Origin of the sequence: Kosmotoga pacifica, assembly GCF_001027025.1 — a bacterium.
Taxonomy (GTDB): Bacteria; Thermotogota; Thermotogae; order Petrotogales; family Kosmotogaceae; genus Kosmotoga_B; species Kosmotoga_B pacifica.
This window is the reverse complement of record NZ_CP011232.1, coordinates 1-18,842: the sequence shown is the minus strand read 5'-3', so window position 1 is coordinate 18,842 and position 18,842 is coordinate 1. Positions and strand designations below refer to the sequence as shown.

The following is an 18,842-nucleotide window of genomic DNA, read 5'->3' as shown; positions in this document are numbered from 1 at the left end:
TTACCTCCATGTTAATATGTTCCGGGATTGACAAGGTGCAGACTGACACCTGTAATGCTCAGGACACTCGAAACAAAGCTGAGCACTTCCTTGATATCAACAAATCTCGATTGAGGGACGTAAATGACATCCCCTGGCTCGAGCTTCATTGAGCCATCAGAGAGTTTCTTGCCTGTAAGATCAATGTATTCAATTTCGGGATTGCCGCCCGTTACGTTTTTTATCAAGAGCACGTTTTTGTAGGCTTCTGCAGTAAACCCTCCACTTAGGGCTATGGCATCGAGTAAGTTCATATCAGTGGTGTAGTTTACGACTCCGGGGTTTTTGACTTCGCCGAGGACAAGCACCTTGAGGTAAACTGGTGGCACATAGACTATAGATCCCGCCTCTAGATTTTCTGTGAGGTTCTGAGATAGGTCCTCACCATGAAGGGATAAGGTTTTTCTTTTTGAATCCGGCCCTATGATTTCAACATATTCAGCTGAGGAATTCTTGAGGCCACCAGCATGGGCAAGGACTTCACCGAGTGTTACAGGCCTTTCAAAGTCCCCCAAATCTACCAGACCAGGGTTGTTTACTTCACCGATGACACTGATATATCTACTTCCTCCACCTGTTACGATCACGATCGCTTCGTTTTTAAACGGTTCAATGGATCTTCTAGCATCCTCTACACTGAACACTTCCAAAGTATCAGCCATTATCACCTGTACCTCTTCAGCGTTTCCATTGACACCACCTGCTCTGGTAAGGAGCTCGGTTAGAGACGGAAGGTGCTTACTCGTGTAACTGAAAGTGCCCGGGGTTTTTACTTCACCAAGAACCGTAAAAACAAGTTCCTCAACAGGTTTTACATAAATGAGTGCTTCTCCCTCAATTGGAGTCTTTTCTGTTGTCAAGTCATCTATGCTTCTAACCTTGCCAGCTGTATAGAGCAGGATCTTTTCAACAGTGTCAATATCACTTATGCCACCCGCTTTAGCAATGGCCGTGGCAATTGTGGCCACTTCTTTGCGACCAAAAACATAAGTCCCCGGGTTCCGTACTTGACCGAGGATAGTTACCCTGGTCAATGTTTCACTTATGACTACGGTGCTTCCAGGCTGTATTTCCGGGTTATCTAATTTATTTTCCAGAGCGAGAAGGCTCATCGTCCTGACACGCCCATCAGGCTGGATAATTTTAACCTCGTCCGCAGCAGTTTCGAGGACTCCACCTGCTTTGGCTACCACAGCTGCGAGGGTTATGTTTTCGTACTTATCGAAGTCCACCCTACCAGATCTTAATACTTGACCGAGTACGTAGACATATCGACCGGTGTCTTCTGGAACATAGATAACCGCACCATCCTCAAGGGGGAGATCCACATTGTCGATCAGGTCCAACCAGCGGTAATTTCCCTCTCCCCTTCCAAGTTTCACAATATCTGAGGCATTTTCTTTCATCCCTCCGGCTTTCGATATGGCATTCAACAGTGTGACCTTTTCGTCAGGACCAAATTCCACAACACCAGGCTTGTTGACTTCACCTAGTACGTTTATCCTTATAGGCTGGTAGAAAGGTACATATACGAGAGAACGCGGTTCGAGCTCTCTATCCAGAGATTTGCCTTCGAGGATTTCTTTCAGGTTCACGGTGAATGTTTTTCCAGAGGCATCTGTGATAAACACTTCTGTGTTGAACGCCTCTTCAAGTGTACCGCCAGCCTTTGAGATCAGAGAGGTAAGGGTCAGCGATTCTGAAGGTTCGAAGACTTTTACCCCGGGGTTGTTGACAGCTCCGAGTATGTAGAGCTCTCTCAAGGCGTCTGGGAACATCACGATGGTTCCACCAGTAAGAAAGATATCCTCTTTTTCCAGTTTTGACAGTTCGAATATTTCTTTCTTTCCGTCGGGATACTGGAGTACGACCTGGCCCTTCATCGAAAAGCTTAAATAATTTTTCCTGGCCAGAAGATTTTTAAGGGTCATCTTCTCATTCTTTTCGAATTCGATTCTCCCTCCGCCATCGGGAGATATCAGGTATACGTATCTATCGCTCGATTCCTGAACGAAAAGTATTGTGTCATCCATCAGTATTAAATCTTCAGCCTTGCCTTTTAGTATGGCATCAAATTCGATTTCTGACATTCCGTTTTCATCAGAAATGGTTATGTAACCACTAAAATTGCCACTGGTGCCTCCTGCTAGCGCCAAAGCTCTGGATAATGTTGGAAGTTCTCCGGGGGTGAATCTAATTTTACCGGGACTATTAACGGCACCTAGCACATAAACGCTCACACCAGGTTCGGGATATACGATAACGCTTCCAGGATCGAGGATAATATCGGAGTTTTTCAAGGTCCATGGTTTGATCTCTAGTTGTGATCCATTTGGTTTCTGTACGGTGATCGTCTTATTCAGACGATAATCCAGCAAGCCAGCCTTTACAAGGGCAGTTTTGAGCGTGAGCTTTTCTGAAGAGGCGAAGTCAATTCGACCACCTTTTTCCTTACTGACTATATATACATACCGCTCAAGATTTTTTATAACGTTGACGAGGGCACCAGGTACGAGCTCCTCCGAAGAGATGACAGCGTCTTCTAATGCGATGATCTTGCTACCATTGTTAGTGATGAGATGGACTTCTGAAGCATTAGGAGTTACGCCTCCTGCTTTTCCTATAAGCGCTCCTAAAGTGAACTTCTCTTCTATGTCAAAATGCTTGATACCGGGATCTTTAACTTCACCAGTTATATATGCGTACTTTTCCTCCAATTTGGGAACATAAACCGTCGTTCCCGGTTTAAGATACAGATCTTCACCTTTTTCAAGCATGTCAGCAAAGTCGACCGTTATTGCTCTTCCCAGAGTTGAATCGATCAGCATTAACCTTCTGTCATCTGCAGTAGAAAGAAATCCACCCCTGGCTGCAATCGCTCTAGAAAGCCTCAAATCCGCAGAGCTTTTTGTGGTGAACGTACCAGGACTTCTAACCTCTCCCAGTACACTTATTCCCCTTCCGGAATAGCGATCTACAATTATACTACCGTACTCTAAATCCACATCATCGTTTTCAAGTGAAGACATGGGGATATCAACCTTCTGGCCATTCGGAAAGTAAATGGTGATTGATTCATCGGTTTCAAAGTCCAGCATATTCAGCTTTGAAAGTAGGTGCCTTAGTGTAGGTTTTTCATCCTCGGAAAACTCTATGCGCCCACCTTCTTGATCTGATATGAGATATACATACCTTTCAGGTTGTCTATCAACGTATAGAATTGTATCGTTGTCTAATACTGTCCTTGATATTAGTTCAGTATCGAGTGGATATTCTGTTGAAGTTCCGTTGACTAGTATCTGAATGTTACCTGAATCTGATAAAAGGCCACCAGCCTTACTTAGGGCGCTCGCGATCGTTGCAATTTCGTTTGGCTCGAAGACCACGAGCCCGGGGTTCTTGACCTCACCAAGCACGTATACTCTTGTAAACAGATCTGTGATAATTATCACTGATCCCGGAATGAGAGAGATGTCTTTTTCTTTTAGGTCCGAAAGTTTTATACTGAATTCACTATCGTTCATGATTACCTTAACAATCCTGTCACTGGCCGTGAACAGTAAATTCCGCCTTGCGAGCACGTTTTTAAGGGTTAATGGTTCGTCTCTGGAAAGTTCCAGTTTTCCACCGCTGATCTCATCGCCTATGAGGTACACGTATTTTTCTGGTCTCTTGTCTACAATGATCACAGTTCCAGGCGTTATAATGTCTTCGGAAATCAGGGCATCTTCGATAGTATAAACCTTTCTGGTATCAGAAATCACTTCCACGCTTCCAGCTGTTTCAGTTTTGACGCCAGACCTTATCAAGAGATTTCTCAGTGTCGCTTCCTCATATCGTTCAATGTATTGGATACCTGGAGAGCTGACTTCTCCGGTTATGTAAGCGTAGTCTATTGTGAGTGACAAAGACACGAGGGCACCAGAGGAAAGTTCGCTGTCATTATTTTCGAGTTCTTTCATTGAAAAGCTCTTCTTCGTACCATCAGGTTCGATTATCTCAATTTCTTCGTCCTTATCGGGCTGATACCTACCGGTTTTCAGGAGTACGTTTCTTATAGTCAGTTTTTCATCAAAACTAAAATCTACTCTACCACTGAAGTCAGGAGAAAGGAGGTAAACGTATTTCTCTGTCTCTCTGGGAACGACGATGGTTGTGCCGGGCTTCAGAAACGGGTCTTCAACACTTCCTTTTAAAAGGTCGTTGACAGTGAACGTCAAAGTGTCCTTATCACTGATAACCAAAACGTTATCCCCCGATGTGGAGGTAAACCCTCCTGCGTCGCTAATGGCTCTCAAGAGTGTAAGTCCTTCACGGTATGAAACAATGCCCGGATTTCTCACTTCACCGATTATTTTAATGGCTTTAAGAGCTGTATTGCTCACGATGACAGTGGATCCTTTTTTTAATACCGGGTCAGCACTCTTACCTGCGAAAATATCGTTGAGGTTATAGACTTGTCTCTGGGTGGAATTTCCAAGACGCGTAATTACCGCGATCTCTTCTGGGTCACCTGTTTCCTTTATTCCACCAGCTTCCGCTATGACCCTGGTCAGTGTTACGCCTTCCTGATATTTGAACACCCCGGGTTTTCCGACTTCACCTATCACCTTTATCCAGTTACTATAGCCATTGAGTATGAATAGAGAATCCCCCGGTTCGAGAAATATAGTGGTGAGTTTCGTATCTTTAGGATAGTTTTCTACAGTGATAGTCAACCGTTTACCGTCTTTCTTTACAATTTGAAATTCATTTTCTTCCGCGGTGTCCTTAAGACCACCAGCAGCGGCGATTAACTGAGCAATAGAAGCTTGCTGCGCATCCAGAACGATGTTCCCCGGATTGCGTACCTCCCCCAGAACATAGTAGATGAACGGAGCGTAGTCTTGCACAGTGACAGTAATTTTGGGATCGGTAATCAAACTGGAATATCTCCTCGTCAGTTCCTTCGAGGCTTCGTCAAGAGTCATATTGAGTACTTTAAGTGAGCCGACGGGTGGAACGGTAATCCACCCATCAGGTCCAACCGCAACATCCACAGTCAGATCTTCATGACCATAAACATATATCCTCAGTAAATCCCCGCTTCTTAATTGATATGCGGACAACCCCACAACAGTCAAAACAAGAAAAATTATAATTAAGCTTAGTCTCTTCAAATTTCATCCCCCCATTAATCTGTGTTCTCAGAGAGAACCCTCGCACAGCGCGGGCACGTTCCAGGATATCTTTCATCAGCACCTGTTTCTATCGAATATTTCCAGCAACGTTCACACTTTTCGCCTTCGGCTCTCTTCACAAGGACAGCGCTTACTTCTCCCTCAAAACCGCCATTGACCCTATCGAATTCTACCTGTGACACAATGAATATATCTGCAAGGATGTCAAGGCTGTATTTATTGACAATACTTTTCACTTCAGAATCTTTGAGTTCGAGGATTACCTTCGCATCGAGGGAGTTGCCGATCTCCTTTCTGGATCTTGCGATTTCCAAGGCTTTGAGCACATCTTCTCTCAGGTCAATCAGCTTTTCCCACCTTTTTTCGAGTTCCACATCTATGTATTCTTCTTTAAATGCAGGCCAATCCTCTGCCTGAACCGTGGCAAACTTTCTGGCGGATTCTGGCAGAAAACCATAGACCTCTTCCATTGTGAATGTCAATATGGGTGAAAGCATCTTCGTCAGTGCAATCAGAATCTCGAATAGCACGGTCTGAGCTGAACGTCTCTGAAGAGAATCTTTACTCTCGACGTAGAGACGATCCTTGATTATATCTAGATAGAACGCGCTCATATCGGTGATTATGAATTTCATCACTGCCATATGGACTTTATAAAACTCGTAGTTCTCGTAATGAACCGTGACGTCTTTTATGAGCTGGTGAAGCTTCATGAGAGCCCAGCGATCAAGTTCGAGCAATTTTTCATAGGGGACAGCAGCTTCGGGTGTAAAATCTGATAGGTTTCCGAGCAAATAACGCAGTGTATTTCTGATTTTTCTGTAGTTTTCGACTTGCTGATTAATAATGTTCATCGAAATACGGATATCTTCTTGATAGTTGGAACTAGCAACCCATAGTCGGAGAATTTCGGCACCGTACTTCTCGTTTATCTCCTGCGGATCAATGGCATTTCCAAGGGATTTGGACATCTTGTGACCGCTTTCATCGTTTATAAAACCATGTGTTATCACAGTTTTGAACGGTGCAATTCCCTCAGACGCTACCGAAAGGAGAAGGGAAGACTGGAACCAGCCTCTGTGTTGGTCACTACCTTCAATGTAAACGTCGGCAGGGAAGCGAAGTTCACTTCTGGTTTTCACAACTGCGTCAAAGGAAGCCCCAGAATCGATCCAGACATCGAGGATATCCTCTAGCTTCTTCAGGTGATTTGAACCACAATTTGGACAGTGGAACCCTTCTGGCAATAATCTTTCGGCGTCGTAAATAAACCATACATCCGTTCCCTTTTCTTCCACGATAGACGCAAAGTGGTTGATGAGTTCTGCATCGAGAATGACCTCTCCACAATCACTACATTTGAAAGCTGGTATAGGGATTCCCCATGAACGCTGTCTGGAAATGCACCAATCCGGTCTGTCCTGAACCATCGCTGTTATCCGATTCTCTCCCCAGCCAGGATGCCATTCGGTCTTTTTGATTTCTTCCAAAGCTTTTTCCCTGAGGCTATTTGCATCGACGTTGACGAACCATTGTTCTGTCGCCCTGAATATAATTGGGTTTTTACAACGCCAGCAATGAGGATATGAATGTTCGATCTTTCCCTCACCAAGAAGATGACCGGATGCTCTGAGATCTTCTACTATGACGGGATTGGCTTTGAAAACGTGAAGACCTTCGTACTTACCCGCTTGAACGGTAAACACACCATTGTCGTCTACCGGTGAGAGGATTGGAAGGTTATATCTCAAGCCCGTCTGGTAGTCTTCCTCACCGTGTCCGGGAGCTGTGTGAACACAACCAGTTCCGGCATCAAGCTCAACGTAATCAGCCAGTACAACAAGGGACTTCCTGTCCATAAAAGGATGCTGGGCTTTTTTCCCCTCATACTCACTACCCTTCTTCGTTGTAATTACTTCATACTCTTCGATAGCCAGTTCGTTCATAACCTTTTCTACGAGTTCTCTAGCGATTACATACCTCTCACTTCCAACCTTCACTTCACAATAATCGAAAGCGGGGTTGAGGGCTATTGCAACGTTGGCAGGCAGGGTCCAGGGAGTGGTAGTCCAGATTACATAATATAATTCTGGATCTTCACTGTCTCTGAACTTAACATAGATGGAATACGATTTATGATCGTGGTACTCGACTTCAGCTTCCGCCAGCGCGGTCTCGCAATGAGTACACCAATAGATAGGCTTGAGTTTTCTGTAGATTTGCCCTTGTTTCACGAGCTTTGAAAGTACTCTTAAGACGCTTGCCTCGTATTTTGGATCGAATGTGAGATAAGGATTCTTCCAATCTCCTCGAACGCCCAGTCTCCTGAACTGGTCACGTTGAATCTTGAAATACTTCGTCGCGTATTTTCTGCATAGTTTCCTAATTTCCGGTTTGGGAAGTTCTTTGGCCTTTGCTCCAAGCTCAGAAGTAACCTTTTGCTCAATGGGCAAACCATGGGTATCCCAACCAGGAATGTACGGAGCATCGTAACCTCGTAATGTCTTGTATTTTATTATGAAGTCCTTGAGTATCTTGTTGAGAGCTGTACCCACGTGTATATTCCCGTTCGCGTAGGGTGGGCCATCGTGTAATATGAAAAGGGGAGCGCCTTTTCTCTGTTCGCGTATGTAATCGTATAAACCCATTTTCTCCCATTCTTTGAGCTGCATCGGTTCTCTGTTAACCAAATTGGCCTTCATCTTAAAACCTGTACTGGGAAGATTTAGAGTATCCTTGTAATCCATCAAAACACCTCCAGCGTCTATTCAATTTTCTATTGTTCGAGAAGTTCTCTAATGGTTTTTTTGAGTTCGCCGAGGTCAGAAGACTTAACGATGTAAGCATCGGCGGCCCACGAAGAGAGGTCCTGCTTGTAATGAGAATAGGCCGTAAGGAGGACAATTTTGAGTCCTGGGTAATCTTTTCTCAACAATCCAGCGAGTTCCAGACCATTGATATCCGGCATCTCAATGTCAATCGTCACCAAATCTATCTTGCTCTCTTCAAGTATTTCTGGAGCCTTTTTTCCGGAGCTGGTACTGATGACTTCGTAACCTTCATCGGTAAACTCTTCCTCGAGAAGAAGCCTCATGTTTGGTTCATCTTCAACGATCAGAATTCGTTTCAACAACTCACTCACCTCCAGAGGGAAGTATGACTCTGAACACTGTTCCCTTTTCAGCGTCGCTTTCCGCTTGAATCTGTCCGTTGTGTTCCTCTACGATACTTTTGCATATAGAAAGCCCAAGCCCCGTTCCGTAGGATTTCGTGGTGAAAAAGGGCTCGAATACTCTCTTCAATATTTCAGGTGGTATCAATTTTCCCCTGTTTATAACTTCGATATGTACGTCTTCATCGGTCGTTTTCAAAACGACCCTTACTGTTTCCGTCTCTTTAGAGGCTTCGATAGCGTTTTGAACTAAATTTATTATAACCTGTTTGATGCGGTTTTTGTCGCCATAAAAACTCGCATTTTTTTCACCCTCAAGGGTCAGATTTATACCTTTATCGACCGCGTAGGTCTGATATTCTTTGAGCACCTCATTACAGAGAGAGTAAGCTGAAATTTTCTCGTATACAAGTCCTGAACCACTTCTCGAATACTCCAGCACTTCTGTGACTATTCTTTCGAGTCTTCTCATCTCATCGAGTATAATCTCGGAGTACTTTTCAATTTTTTCTTTCGATGTACTTTTCTTCAATCTGTTCACGAAGCCCGAAATAACACTGATTGGATTGCGGATTTCGTGTGCTATCTTCGCCGAGACTTCACCAAGTGTCGATAACCTCTCTCTCTTCTTCAACTCATTTTCCAATCTATATCTTTCGGTAACATCGTTGATCGAGAGTATGACACCCGCGATCGTTGCTTGTTCAAACAGAGGGAGGATTCTAATATCGAGCACCACATCGCCTAAAGCCGGTACTTTTCTGCCAGACAGGAAGAGCGTTTCTCCGCTCCTGGCCACTTCTTCTATAAGCGGGACAAGAGGGTCGAAAATCCCGCTAAATTGCTCTATGTTTTTTGCAATAAGGGCGTCCCTTGGCATCCCCAGCAATCGTTCAGCACTTCTGTTTATTTCAGTGAGTTTCAATTTTCTATCGAAAACGATAATAGCTGTCTCCAGCGATTGGAGTATATTAGTGAGAAAAGCACGATAATAATTTGAGAGTTCTTTCTCCTTTTCCAGGGATTTCGTAATCTGTAACAGTCGATCATAGTTTTCCGCAAGCTCTAAGGAAAGACCGGCGCTGTCAGCAAGGAGTTCAAGAATTTCAAGATACGTGGAAGATACCCTACTGGCAGTCGAATTTTTCTCAACAACGAGTATTCCTTCCACTCCGTGCTGACCTGATACAGGGATGATTATAAATTCCTCGCTTCCGACCAGAGATTTAAGCTGATATAACTCTTCCATTCGTATTTTCAGGATCGCCGGCGTTACATAAATCGTTTTCTTTCTGAGTACAGCCCTTTCTAGAACCTTATTACCGGAATACGAAATACCATTCTTCGGATCGAGACTTTTGAAGCAGGAAAGTTCCTTCATAGAAGCTTCCATGAGGAATTGATACAGATCCCCATAAAAAGAAGCTCTCATAGACATACTTATGCACTCTCTAGACAAGGAGTAAAGAGGTTTCAGGAAGAGTTTCTCTCTATCCCTCTCAAAGAAAAAGGCACGGTCAAAATTCAATCCATCTTCATTTACCACTCCAAGGAGTAGGATTTTAATGATCCTCTCGCGCAAAAAGGTTCTACGCATGGCCTGACTTATTTTGTGAAGAGCGTTGAGTCTGGCAAGTTGCAGTCGCTGGAGTTCTATATATTCCTTGTTCTCTTTCTGAAGCATTTTCAATCTTTCCAGTTCGCTTTCCAGCTTCTTTCTTAACCTCAGTCTGCTTAATGAGAGACTTAATCGATGGGAAAAATCATAGAGTAGTTCCAGGTCATTCTCATCGAGATGCTTGTGTATTCTGAACTCCATGGGATTTTCTATCCGGTCTGCGGCTACAAAAAGCCCTTCCAGCTCTCCATTCGAATAGAGTGGAACTACAACGAAGGATTTTACTTTGCCTTCACCAAACACGACGCTCGTCAACTTCAGGTTACGTGAGGAGAGGAAGACCCCTTCTGCAAGGAGTTCTTTTACCTTTTCTGAATCCAATTCTGAAGCACAGGAATAATCGGCTGCACCACAACTTTTAACGTGAGTGAAAAAATCCCCTACATTTCTGTATATCGCTAGAAAATTGACTCTTAGTAGTTCCCTAGCTATCTCTATACTTTTTTCTACAAGTTCCTCTTCATCGAGGCATTTTTCAGAGACTTCCGTCAATTTCTTCGAGATCTCCAATTGTCTGGCAGCCTCATAGCCCTCGGAAAGTCTTACAAGCAATTCTATGAGAAAAGCCAGCCTGTCGACCTGTGGAAGCCTTTTTCTAACGGGTTCAAGTTTCCAGAAGACGATAGCACCGAACAGGGACCTTCCCCTGAACAGGGGCAATAAGGTCAGGCGTTTTTTCTCAAGTATCTCACCCTGTCTGGTGAGGAAATTCCCTACTATCATTTCACGTTTCAACAGGTCTGTGGTGTTCTCAACATAGATCTGTCTGTCGGGAGTGCCATCACTTGTTCTGTATTCTTTTAAACGCTCCCGATACTTCTCGAAGAGAAAAAGAGAACAGGGGGTTTCAATTTTTCTGGATATGTTCAGAAATTCTTCGTCCAACTCTCGAGAAAGTTCGCTGATCAAACTAAGAACGTTATCGATCATCATGGTGGCCACCTTCATTGATAAAATCACTGAGAGCATTAATTATTCTGGGAACGTGAGTGCCCTTCCAGTAGATCTGCCCACAACCAGTGCAGCGTAGAAATTCCACCTGAGTAAAGAAGACATAATCCGGAACCTTGGTTTTTATGTCATCAGGATCAACTTTTTCCAGTTCAGCATTACATTTAGAGCATCGACTGAAAGGCTTGAAGAATTCCGGCTGCAATTTGAATCTCTGGAATACTGCTCGCAGCTGACCCTGCCAGTAATTGGATTTCAACAAGAAGCTCCGGCTGCCTGCTTTTACTGCTTTCGCATGAAACTCCCTATCCCGGGTCAACAATACTCTATTCTCTTCGAGAACAATTTTAAGCAGGTCTTCTTCGCTTATCTCGTTAAAATATAGAGTATCGAATCCCAAAATCCTCAGCTTTTTCGCAAGCTTACCGAGCATCCTATCGGCTAAAAATCTCATGTCCTCACCTTCAGAAAGTACAGATAGATACCACCATATTTCCTTATATCATCTAATCTCAACTTTGATTCACGCGTTTTTTTCTCAATTATTTCCCTGGCGTTTCCTGGCGCTTCAATAGTCACAGTACCTTCCGTATTTATCACACAGTGTGTGGTGAAGTTGGTGAGAAGTTGTTCGAAATAAGCCCTTTCAAAAGGGGGATCGGCAAACACCAGATCGTACTTTCGACCTTCAGCTTCAAGACGAGGAATGATTCTTCTGAAATCCCGACAAAAAATTTCAACATTGTTTTCTGAAGCCCTAAGGGTTCTGAGGTTCTTCTTTATAGTTCTGCAGGCAATAATTGAACTGTCCACAAATGTCACTTTCAGTGCCCCTCTGCTCAAAGCCTCAATACCCATGACCCCGCTTCCAGAGAAAAGGTCAAGGAAGCTCTTTTCCTCTACATCCAGAATGTCGAAGTAAGCCTTTCTAGCCATCTGCGGTGTATATCTCGTCACCTCGCGCGGTGTCGTTTCTACTTTCCTACCTTTGTAGATACCGCCCGTTATCGTCAGCATTATCCCACCTCTATAAGCGAGATTTTTTCACCAAAGCGCTCGAGGATCTCTTTCTTTATCCCGGGGTGTTGTTTGAGTTCAGGATCGGTTTCTATTAGTTCAGTTGCATCTTCACGAGCACAAAACAGCAATTTACTGTCACGAACGATATCTGCTACTTTGAAATCGGGAAGTCCATGTTGTCTCGTCCCCATGAATTCTCCTGGTCCCCTCAGTCTCAAATCAATTTCTGCCACTTTAAAACCGTCGCTTGTCGAGGCGAATTTCCTCAACCTTTCCGTGGCTTCGCTGGAAAGACCTCTGTTCAACACAAGGATACAATACGACTTCAGCGCACTCCTTCCCACTCTGCCACGCAACTGGTGGAGCTGTGCCAATCCAAATCTTTCTGGATGTTCTATCACCATAACCGTAGCCGTCGGGATATCTATACCAACTTCTATCACAGAAGTCGATACGAGTATCATTGTTTCTTTGTTTTTGAAGCGCTCCATGATCCCGCTCTTCTCCTGATCACTCATTTTTCCGTGTAGAAGTTCTACTCCTATATCCGGGAAGACCTCCTTACCGAGAAACTCAGCGGCTTCTGTCGCCGCTTTCAAGTCCATTATTTCAGACTCTTCGATAAGGGGATAAATGAAAAATACCTGGTGCCCCATCGCCACTTCATCGCGTATGAAAGAATACAGTTCCGGAAGCCTGTTTTCCGTTATTATCAGGGTTCTAACGGGAGATCTGCCGGGCGGCATTTCGCGGATGGTCGAAATATCGAGATCACCATATGCTGTAAGAGCAAGGGTTCTCGGAATGGGGGTGGCTGTCATAACAAGGGTATCCACCAGATTCCCCTTGTTCATGAGCGCTTCACGCTGTCTAACACCGAATCTGTGTTGTTCATCTACTATTACGAGACCCAGATCTTTGAAATTAACGTTCTCCTGAATTAGGGCGTGTGTGCCTACAATAACATCGATCTCCCCCAGTGTGAGTGCTCTTTTAACTGCTTCCTGTTCGCTCTTCTTCATGGATCCGACAAGAAGCCCTACTTTAATGCCGATTTTGCTAAGATCTTCACGCAATTTGTCATACTGTTGTATAGCTAACACCGAGGTGGGGACCATCATAGCACTCTGATAACCCGCTTCAAAATTGTCAATGATAGCCAATTCCGCGACAAGGGTCTTTCCTGAACCAACATCTCCTTGAAGCATTCTGTTCATAGGCATTGGCGATTTCAAATCATCTCTAATTTCATTAAAGGCTTTTAGCTGATCTTCGGTAGGTTTGAATGGAAGTGCTTCTATAAAACGTCTGGATAGCTCGCCAGCTATTCGCTTACTCAATCCAAGGTTCTTGTGTTTCAACTTCTCCTTGTTATGAAGGAGTGCCACCTCGAAGAGGAAAAGTTCTTCATAAGAAAGTCTTTCCCTGGCTTTTTTTACCTCGTAAAGGCTTTTTGGAAAGTGGACCGCCAGCATTGCATGTTCCCTTGGAAGCAGATCTCTCTTTTCAAGAAATGTTTGCGGAATAAACTCTTCAAAAACCTTCAGTACCGCGAGATTCTTTCGAATGATACGGCGCATCATTTTCTGTGTGAGTCCGCTAGTTAAACTATATATCGGTAATATTTCGCGTTTTGGTTCACCACTTATTTCTTCAAACTCGGGAGAGTTCATTTCATATGGACCAAAAGGATTCTTCTTTGGGACTCCAGTAATAAGATATCGCGCACCTTTTTTGAGATACTTAGTTATGTACTCCTGATTAAACCATTTTAGGAGCATCTGTCCGAATCCGTCGGAAATAACGGCGGTCACGATCACATAATCTTTTACCCTCTTGATGGAGTAATTCAGCAGTTCAGCAAGGAGCGTAACCTTTTCACCCGGACGAATCGAAGACAAAGGGATAATTTTACGTCTATCCTCATAATCCCTTGGCAGCCACCAGAGCAGGTCTCTAACTTTTTCAATGCCAAAACGCTGTAACAATTTAGCTCGTGCTTCTCCAACACCTCTTGCAAACTTTACGCTCGCTTCAGAGTTAATTCTGTCGAATTTTAGATTTTCGATTTCTTCTTTCCTCGTCAGCAAAAACAGTTTTCGCATTTTTTGAATCATTTTGAAGCCGTTTTCTGCTCTCTTGCGTTGTCTTTCGGGGGGTAAATTCTGAAATACCGAGTAATAATGCAAAAAGGGGGTGAGATATTCTTTGAGAGAAGGAAAAGATTTGAATTCTTCGGGATCTATATAACGCGCAAGTCGCTTTAGCTCTTCGAAGAGAGCTGAAGGGGGGAGTTTACTTGCAAGGAAGCCTTCAAGCTGTTCCTCGCAGGCAATAAGGAACTCTTCAAACAGCATCTCAACCTCCAGAATTTAAACGTACCAAAAATGTTATTCACTATATATTTCCCTGATTCCATCCTTTTCAATCTTGATGTACCATTTATTTCCGTCTTTATAAGTTTTCAGTAAATATCCGTTTAATTCCAGTTCCACAGGTTTCTGATGATCTCTGGAGAATGCCAGTACTTTCAACGCTGACTCAACAGTAATATACTTTAGAGTATTCTCCAGTCTGAGATGTAAAACAATACTCGCCTCTCTCACCAGGCTTAAAGAATATGTGCTCATGAGCGCAAGAAGTAGCAGCATAAGCAACGAAATGCCTAATATTATTGAATTACCCTTCTTTCTTCGGTACATAACCGATGTAGGGAAGATTTCTGTAGAATTCGTCATAATCAAGCCCATAACCAATGACAAACTTATCGTCGATTTTTTGACCAACAAAATCGATCTCCACACCATGCTCATGAACTGTCTTTTCGAGAAGAGAAACGAGCTTCACATCCGCAGGCCGCTGTTTCCAAATGTAGTTTATAATGTATCGAAGCGTATTTCCAGTGTCAACTATGTCCTCCACAAGCAGGACATACTTTCCTGTCAATGACTCATCCACCCACGTTTTGACCCGTACTTTGCCCGTTGTGGTTGTCCCGGAGTAACTCGAGACGTGAACAAAGTTGTATCTAACTTTCAAGTCGAGTTCTTTAAGAAGATCACTGTAAAAGTGAACGGAACCTTTCAGGATACATACAGCTGTGATTTCGTCGGTTAGTGGAGCATAATATTCCGTTATTTCCTTTGCAAGTCTTTTGACAGTTTCAATAATTTCCTCCTTCGTGAAGAGAACCTTCAACATGGAGGGCTCTATGTCCATGTTTTCACCTCCGATTTTAATGTATTATATCACCCTTTTTCTGGTCCTTTAAGGGAGAAATGCATCATATCTGGTCAAGTTCTACTAAAGGATTTTTTAATTCCGCTGTCATAGTGCTGCAGAAAGGGACATGCTATCATACCTAAGAAAAATAGTGGAGGATGATGGACATGAATGTGAATGTAGATACTCTCAAATACTTCATAGACCCGGCATCAATGAGCCTTCCTGTTGATACAAAGAACATATTCGGAAAAGATAGAGAATTGTTTTTAGAAGTGGGTTTTGGGAACGGTGAGTTTCTGGTAGAAATGGCCGAAAATCACCCAGAATACAACTTTTTCGGCCTTGAACTCTCGCTTATTTCCCTGGTCAAAGTACAAAAGCAGCTCTATAAGAAAGGGCTTGAAAACGTTCGCGTGGCGCTGGTTGATGCACGGTTTGGAGTGAGAGAACTGTTTTCCAGGGAAAGTTTTTCTGGTTTTTACATGAATTTCCCCTGTCCCTGGCCGAAGAAGAGTCATGCACGCAAACGTCTGAATGATAGGGAATTTCTCACCAGCATTGCTGCTATATTGAAGAAAGATGGCTTTTTCCAGCTCTATACCGATGACGATAATTTCGCTATGGATTTTAAACGAAGCGCGGAAGCGACAGGCTGTTTCAAAGATATCGAATTAGTAAAGAATCCCCAAATGGGTGTAAATACGCGTTATGAACAAAAATGGAAAAAGGAAAATCGTGATATCTTTCGGGTGTATGGTGTAAAAGTTATGACACCAAATATCGAGAAAATTACTGGAGGTGAGGAAATGCCTCATAGCTGGATTGGTGGCGTAATTGACATAGATAATCTCAAAAAAATAATAAACGAACGCTTTAGTGAAAATGGAACAACCTATATTTACAAAAATATCTACCTCGATCTGTTCAATGAGCGATATCTAGTTGAAACCATAGCCGTTGATGGAGATTTTGAACAGAAGTTCTACATTGAGGTTAAAAGAAAGTCCAAAAAGGATGCGTGGATTGTAAGACTAAATGGTCACGGTCTTCCGTACAGAACAAAGGCTGTGAAGCGTGCTGTTTACGGTCTGGCGGAAATCCTCAAAAAGGGGGAGTGACATGAAGATCTCTGTTATAGGAGCTGGTAGTTGGGGAACAGCAATGTCCAAAGTACTTTCTGATAGCGGTCACGAAGTTTTACTCTGGGTTCGGGAAAAGGAGCTTCTGGAGCTGCTCAATGAACAACGTAGGTCCTACTATATAGAGGATTTAACCTTACCTGAGGGGATAAGGTTCACCGGGGATATTCATGAGTGCTTTGAATTTTCAAACCTGTTGTTCAATGCTGTTCCAGTTCAGTATATAAGAAGTGTGTTCGGTAGACTTAACCTCGAAGATAAGACGGTTGTTAACCTGTCAAAGGGAATAGAGTTGGTTTCATTGAAGAGACCTTCAGAAATCTTCAAAGAGCTGGGAACTTTTCGAGTCGTGACTATTTCAGGTCCGAGCTATGCTGACGAAGTCGCGAGAGAAATCCCGACAACCGTTGTTTCAGCCGCTGAAAATATCCAAGACGCGAGATTCGTACGAGACATTTTCAGAACGAATTATTTTCGTGTTTACAGCAGTGACGATCTTGTGGGTGTCGAGATCTCTGGGGCGCTCAAGAATGTAATAGCCATAGCAGCAGGAATCATTGATGGTCTGGGAGGCTGGTATAACACTAAAGCTTCTCTGATAACCAGGGCCACCGTTGAGTTCATCAGGCTCGGAAGCCGTTTGGGGGCAAAACCCGGGACTTTTGGAGGTCTGGCTGGCATCGGTGATCTCATCGTTACCTGTACAGGCAAATACAGTAGAAACAGAGCCGTTGGAGAGGAACTCGCCAAAGGAAAGAAAATCGAAGAAATTCTAAAAAACAAAAAAACAGTTGCTGAAGGTGTTCCAACGTGCAAAGCTATCTTCGAACTTTCAAAACGATTGAATGTGGAACTGCCTATTTCCATCGAAGTTTATAGAGTAATTTACGAAGAGAAGGATCCTCGTATCGCCATAGAAGAACTGATGACAAGAAAGCAAAAAGATGAAATCAGCTGGCTGCAAAATCTGTAGCTACTGTGTTGTTTATTTCAGAAATGAGGTCTTTAATATATTTATTGTCTCTGAGTACACTGTTGCTTATTTTCTTTATCGAATGTATCACCGTGGAGTGCTTTTTGCCAGTGAGTTGGGCTATTTCCTGCACGGTTTTTCCATACTCTTGTTTTAAAATATAAATGAACAGCTGTCGCGCTTTTACCACGTTCTTAGTTCTCGAAACACCCATGATCTCTTCTCTAGTAACCCCCATCACTTTTTCGACAGCTTTAATGAGATGATCTACCTCGGTCAAAGCCCTTACTCTTGGGCTATCGGTCTGAAAAGAACCGATTATTTGCCTGGCAAAAGCAAGATCGATCTCTTCTTTGTAAATGCCACTCTGAACGATGAGCTTGATTATCGCTCCCCTCAAGCGTCTGAGATTACCATCGATCCTTCTGGCTAGTTCCATAGCTACGTCATCTGGTAACTCCACTGATTCACGTATCGCCAGCCGTTTCGCGATCTTGTACCTTGTTTCTTTTGAAGGAGATGCTATCTCCATAACCATTCCCATCTGAAATCTTGAAATAAGGCGATCCGGAAAACCATTGAGCTCATCTGGTGTCCTGTCCGAACATATGATTATCTGTTTTCCAGCGTCATGTAGTTCATTAAATGTGTGAAATAGCTCCCTCTGTGTGCCTTCTTTACCAATAAGAAATTGAATGTCATCAATCAGGAGAACATCGGCTTTTTTTCTGTATTGTTCTCTAAAGTCTCTAATGGAACCTCCTCTTATTGCCTCTATCATATCGTTCATGAATCGTTCGCTGGTTATGTATAATACCCTCTTTTCCGGATAAAGCTCTATTATTCTATGTGCAATAGCTTGCAACATGTGGGTCTTTCCAAGACCAACTCCGCCATATATGAAAAAGGGATTGAACTTACCAGGGCTTCTGGCGATCTCCTGTGCCACTTCAAAAAGCGCTCTGTTCTCGGGGCCGACAACAAAGTTTTCAAAGGTATACTCGGGATTGAGTTCCGATAAAAGCAATGGTTTCTTTTTGACAAGAGGACCTTTGTACTCTTCGGGTTCAAAAGCATCTTTTGAAGGGGATTCATAGATAATTTCAAAGGGAAGGTCCTTACCAATGGCTTCTTGTATAGCACGATGTATAACCTTTCCGTATCTTGACTGAAGCCAGTCTTTCACGAAAAGGTTTCCAACTTTAAAAATAACCTTATCCCCTGTTATTTCCTTGATCTCTAAGGTTGTAAACCAATTGTCCCAGGTCTTCCTGGAGAGCTTTTTTTCAAGTATTCGAATGATCCTATGCGACACGGCAACCTCCGAAGCATAGTAACCCTGAAGTACCGCAACAGGAAAAGTTAAAGTAGAGAAGATGAAACTAAAATAATGATACCAGATTTTACATTCTATAAAAATGGGAAATTTTTGTACTCCACTATAAGAAGGGGTGGTCTTGAAGAC

General features: G+C 43.3%; 12 protein-coding genes. 2 read left to right on the top strand and 10 right to left on the bottom strand.

Going from position 1 to position 18,842, the window contains the following annotated elements:
- Positions 1 to 11 precede the first annotated feature (11 nt).
- The 9 genes from IX53_RS00060 to hpt are packed head-to-tail and all read right to left on the bottom strand — an operon-like array spanning position 12 to position 15,259.
- Entirely contained in the window at positions 12 to 5,198 is a 5,187-nt protein-coding gene (locus tag IX53_RS00060; protein ID WP_047753618.1) for an SLBB domain-containing protein, read from the bottom strand.
- A 14-nt stretch (positions 5,199 to 5,212) separates the two neighbouring features.
- Positions 5,213 to 7,966 (bottom strand): isoleucine--tRNA ligase, encoded by a 2,754-nt coding sequence (gene ileS / locus IX53_RS00055; RefSeq protein ID WP_047753617.1) that lies wholly within the window; start codon positions 7,964 to 7,966, stop codon positions 5,213 to 5,215.
- A 29-nt stretch (positions 7,967 to 7,995) separates the two neighbouring features.
- Positions 7,996 to 8,349 carry a response regulator gene (locus tag IX53_RS00050; RefSeq protein ID WP_047755304.1) on the bottom strand — a complete coding sequence of 118 codons (354 nt, stop codon included), beginning with the start codon at positions 8,347 to 8,349 and terminating at the stop codon, positions 7,996 to 7,998.
- Between the two features lie 4 nt (positions 8,350 to 8,353).
- Positions 8,354 to 11,002, bottom strand: coding sequence for an ATP-binding protein (locus tag IX53_RS00045; RefSeq protein ID WP_053001059.1), 2,649 nt, complete (start codon positions 11,000 to 11,002; stop codon positions 8,354 to 8,356).
- Complete coding sequence (locus IX53_RS00040) at positions 10,989 to 11,474, bottom strand: Mut7-C RNAse domain-containing protein (protein ID WP_047753616.1); 486 nt, start codon at positions 11,472 to 11,474, stop codon at positions 10,989 to 10,991. The genes IX53_RS00045 and IX53_RS00040 overlap by 14 nt, the downstream gene beginning before the upstream one ends.
- The gene (gene rsmD / locus IX53_RS00035) at positions 11,471 to 12,037 is read right to left on the bottom strand and encodes a 16S rRNA (guanine(966)-N(2))-methyltransferase RsmD (RefSeq protein ID WP_053001058.1); all 567 of its coding nucleotides are present in this window, start codon (positions 12,035 to 12,037) and stop codon (positions 11,471 to 11,473) included. The genes IX53_RS00040 and rsmD overlap by 4 nt, the downstream gene beginning before the upstream one ends.
- Positions 12,037 to 14,397, bottom strand: coding sequence for an ATP-dependent DNA helicase RecG (gene recG, locus IX53_RS00030; RefSeq protein ID WP_047753615.1), 2,361 nt, complete (start codon positions 14,395 to 14,397; stop codon positions 12,037 to 12,039). Before recG ends, rsmD begins: the two co-directional genes overlap by 1 nt.
- A gap of 33 nt (positions 14,398 to 14,430) precedes the next feature.
- Positions 14,431 to 14,742, bottom strand: a complete 312-nt coding sequence (locus IX53_RS00025; RefSeq protein ID WP_156173059.1) for a hypothetical protein — start codon at positions 14,740 to 14,742, stop codon at positions 14,431 to 14,433.
- Positions 14,720 to 15,259: a hypoxanthine phosphoribosyltransferase gene (hpt, locus tag IX53_RS00020; protein ID WP_082128413.1), complete on the bottom strand. Its 540-nt coding sequence runs from the start codon at positions 15,257 to 15,259 to the stop codon at positions 14,720 to 14,722. Before hpt ends, IX53_RS00025 begins: the two co-directional genes overlap by 23 nt.
- A gap of 170 nt (positions 15,260 to 15,429) precedes the next feature.
- Here hpt and trmB point away from each other — a divergent pair, with 170 nt between their 5' ends.
- Together trmB and IX53_RS00010 are read left to right on the top strand one after the other, a co-directional pair.
- Positions 15,430 to 16,383, top strand: coding sequence for a tRNA (guanosine(46)-N7)-methyltransferase TrmB (gene trmB, locus IX53_RS00015; RefSeq protein ID WP_047753613.1), 954 nt, complete (start codon positions 15,430 to 15,432; stop codon positions 16,381 to 16,383).
- Between the two features lies 1 nt (position 16,384).
- A complete protein-coding gene (locus IX53_RS00010; protein WP_047753612.1) occupies positions 16,385 to 17,377 on the top strand; it encodes an NAD(P)H-dependent glycerol-3-phosphate dehydrogenase in 993 nt (330 codons plus the stop codon).
- Here IX53_RS00010 and dnaA read toward each other — a convergent pair.
- Positions 17,355 to 18,692, bottom strand: coding sequence for a chromosomal replication initiator protein DnaA (gene dnaA / locus IX53_RS00005; protein ID WP_047755300.1), 1,338 nt, complete (start codon positions 18,690 to 18,692; stop codon positions 17,355 to 17,357). The genes IX53_RS00010 and dnaA overlap by 23 nt on opposite strands.
- Between the last annotated feature and the right edge of the window lie 150 nt (positions 18,693 to 18,842).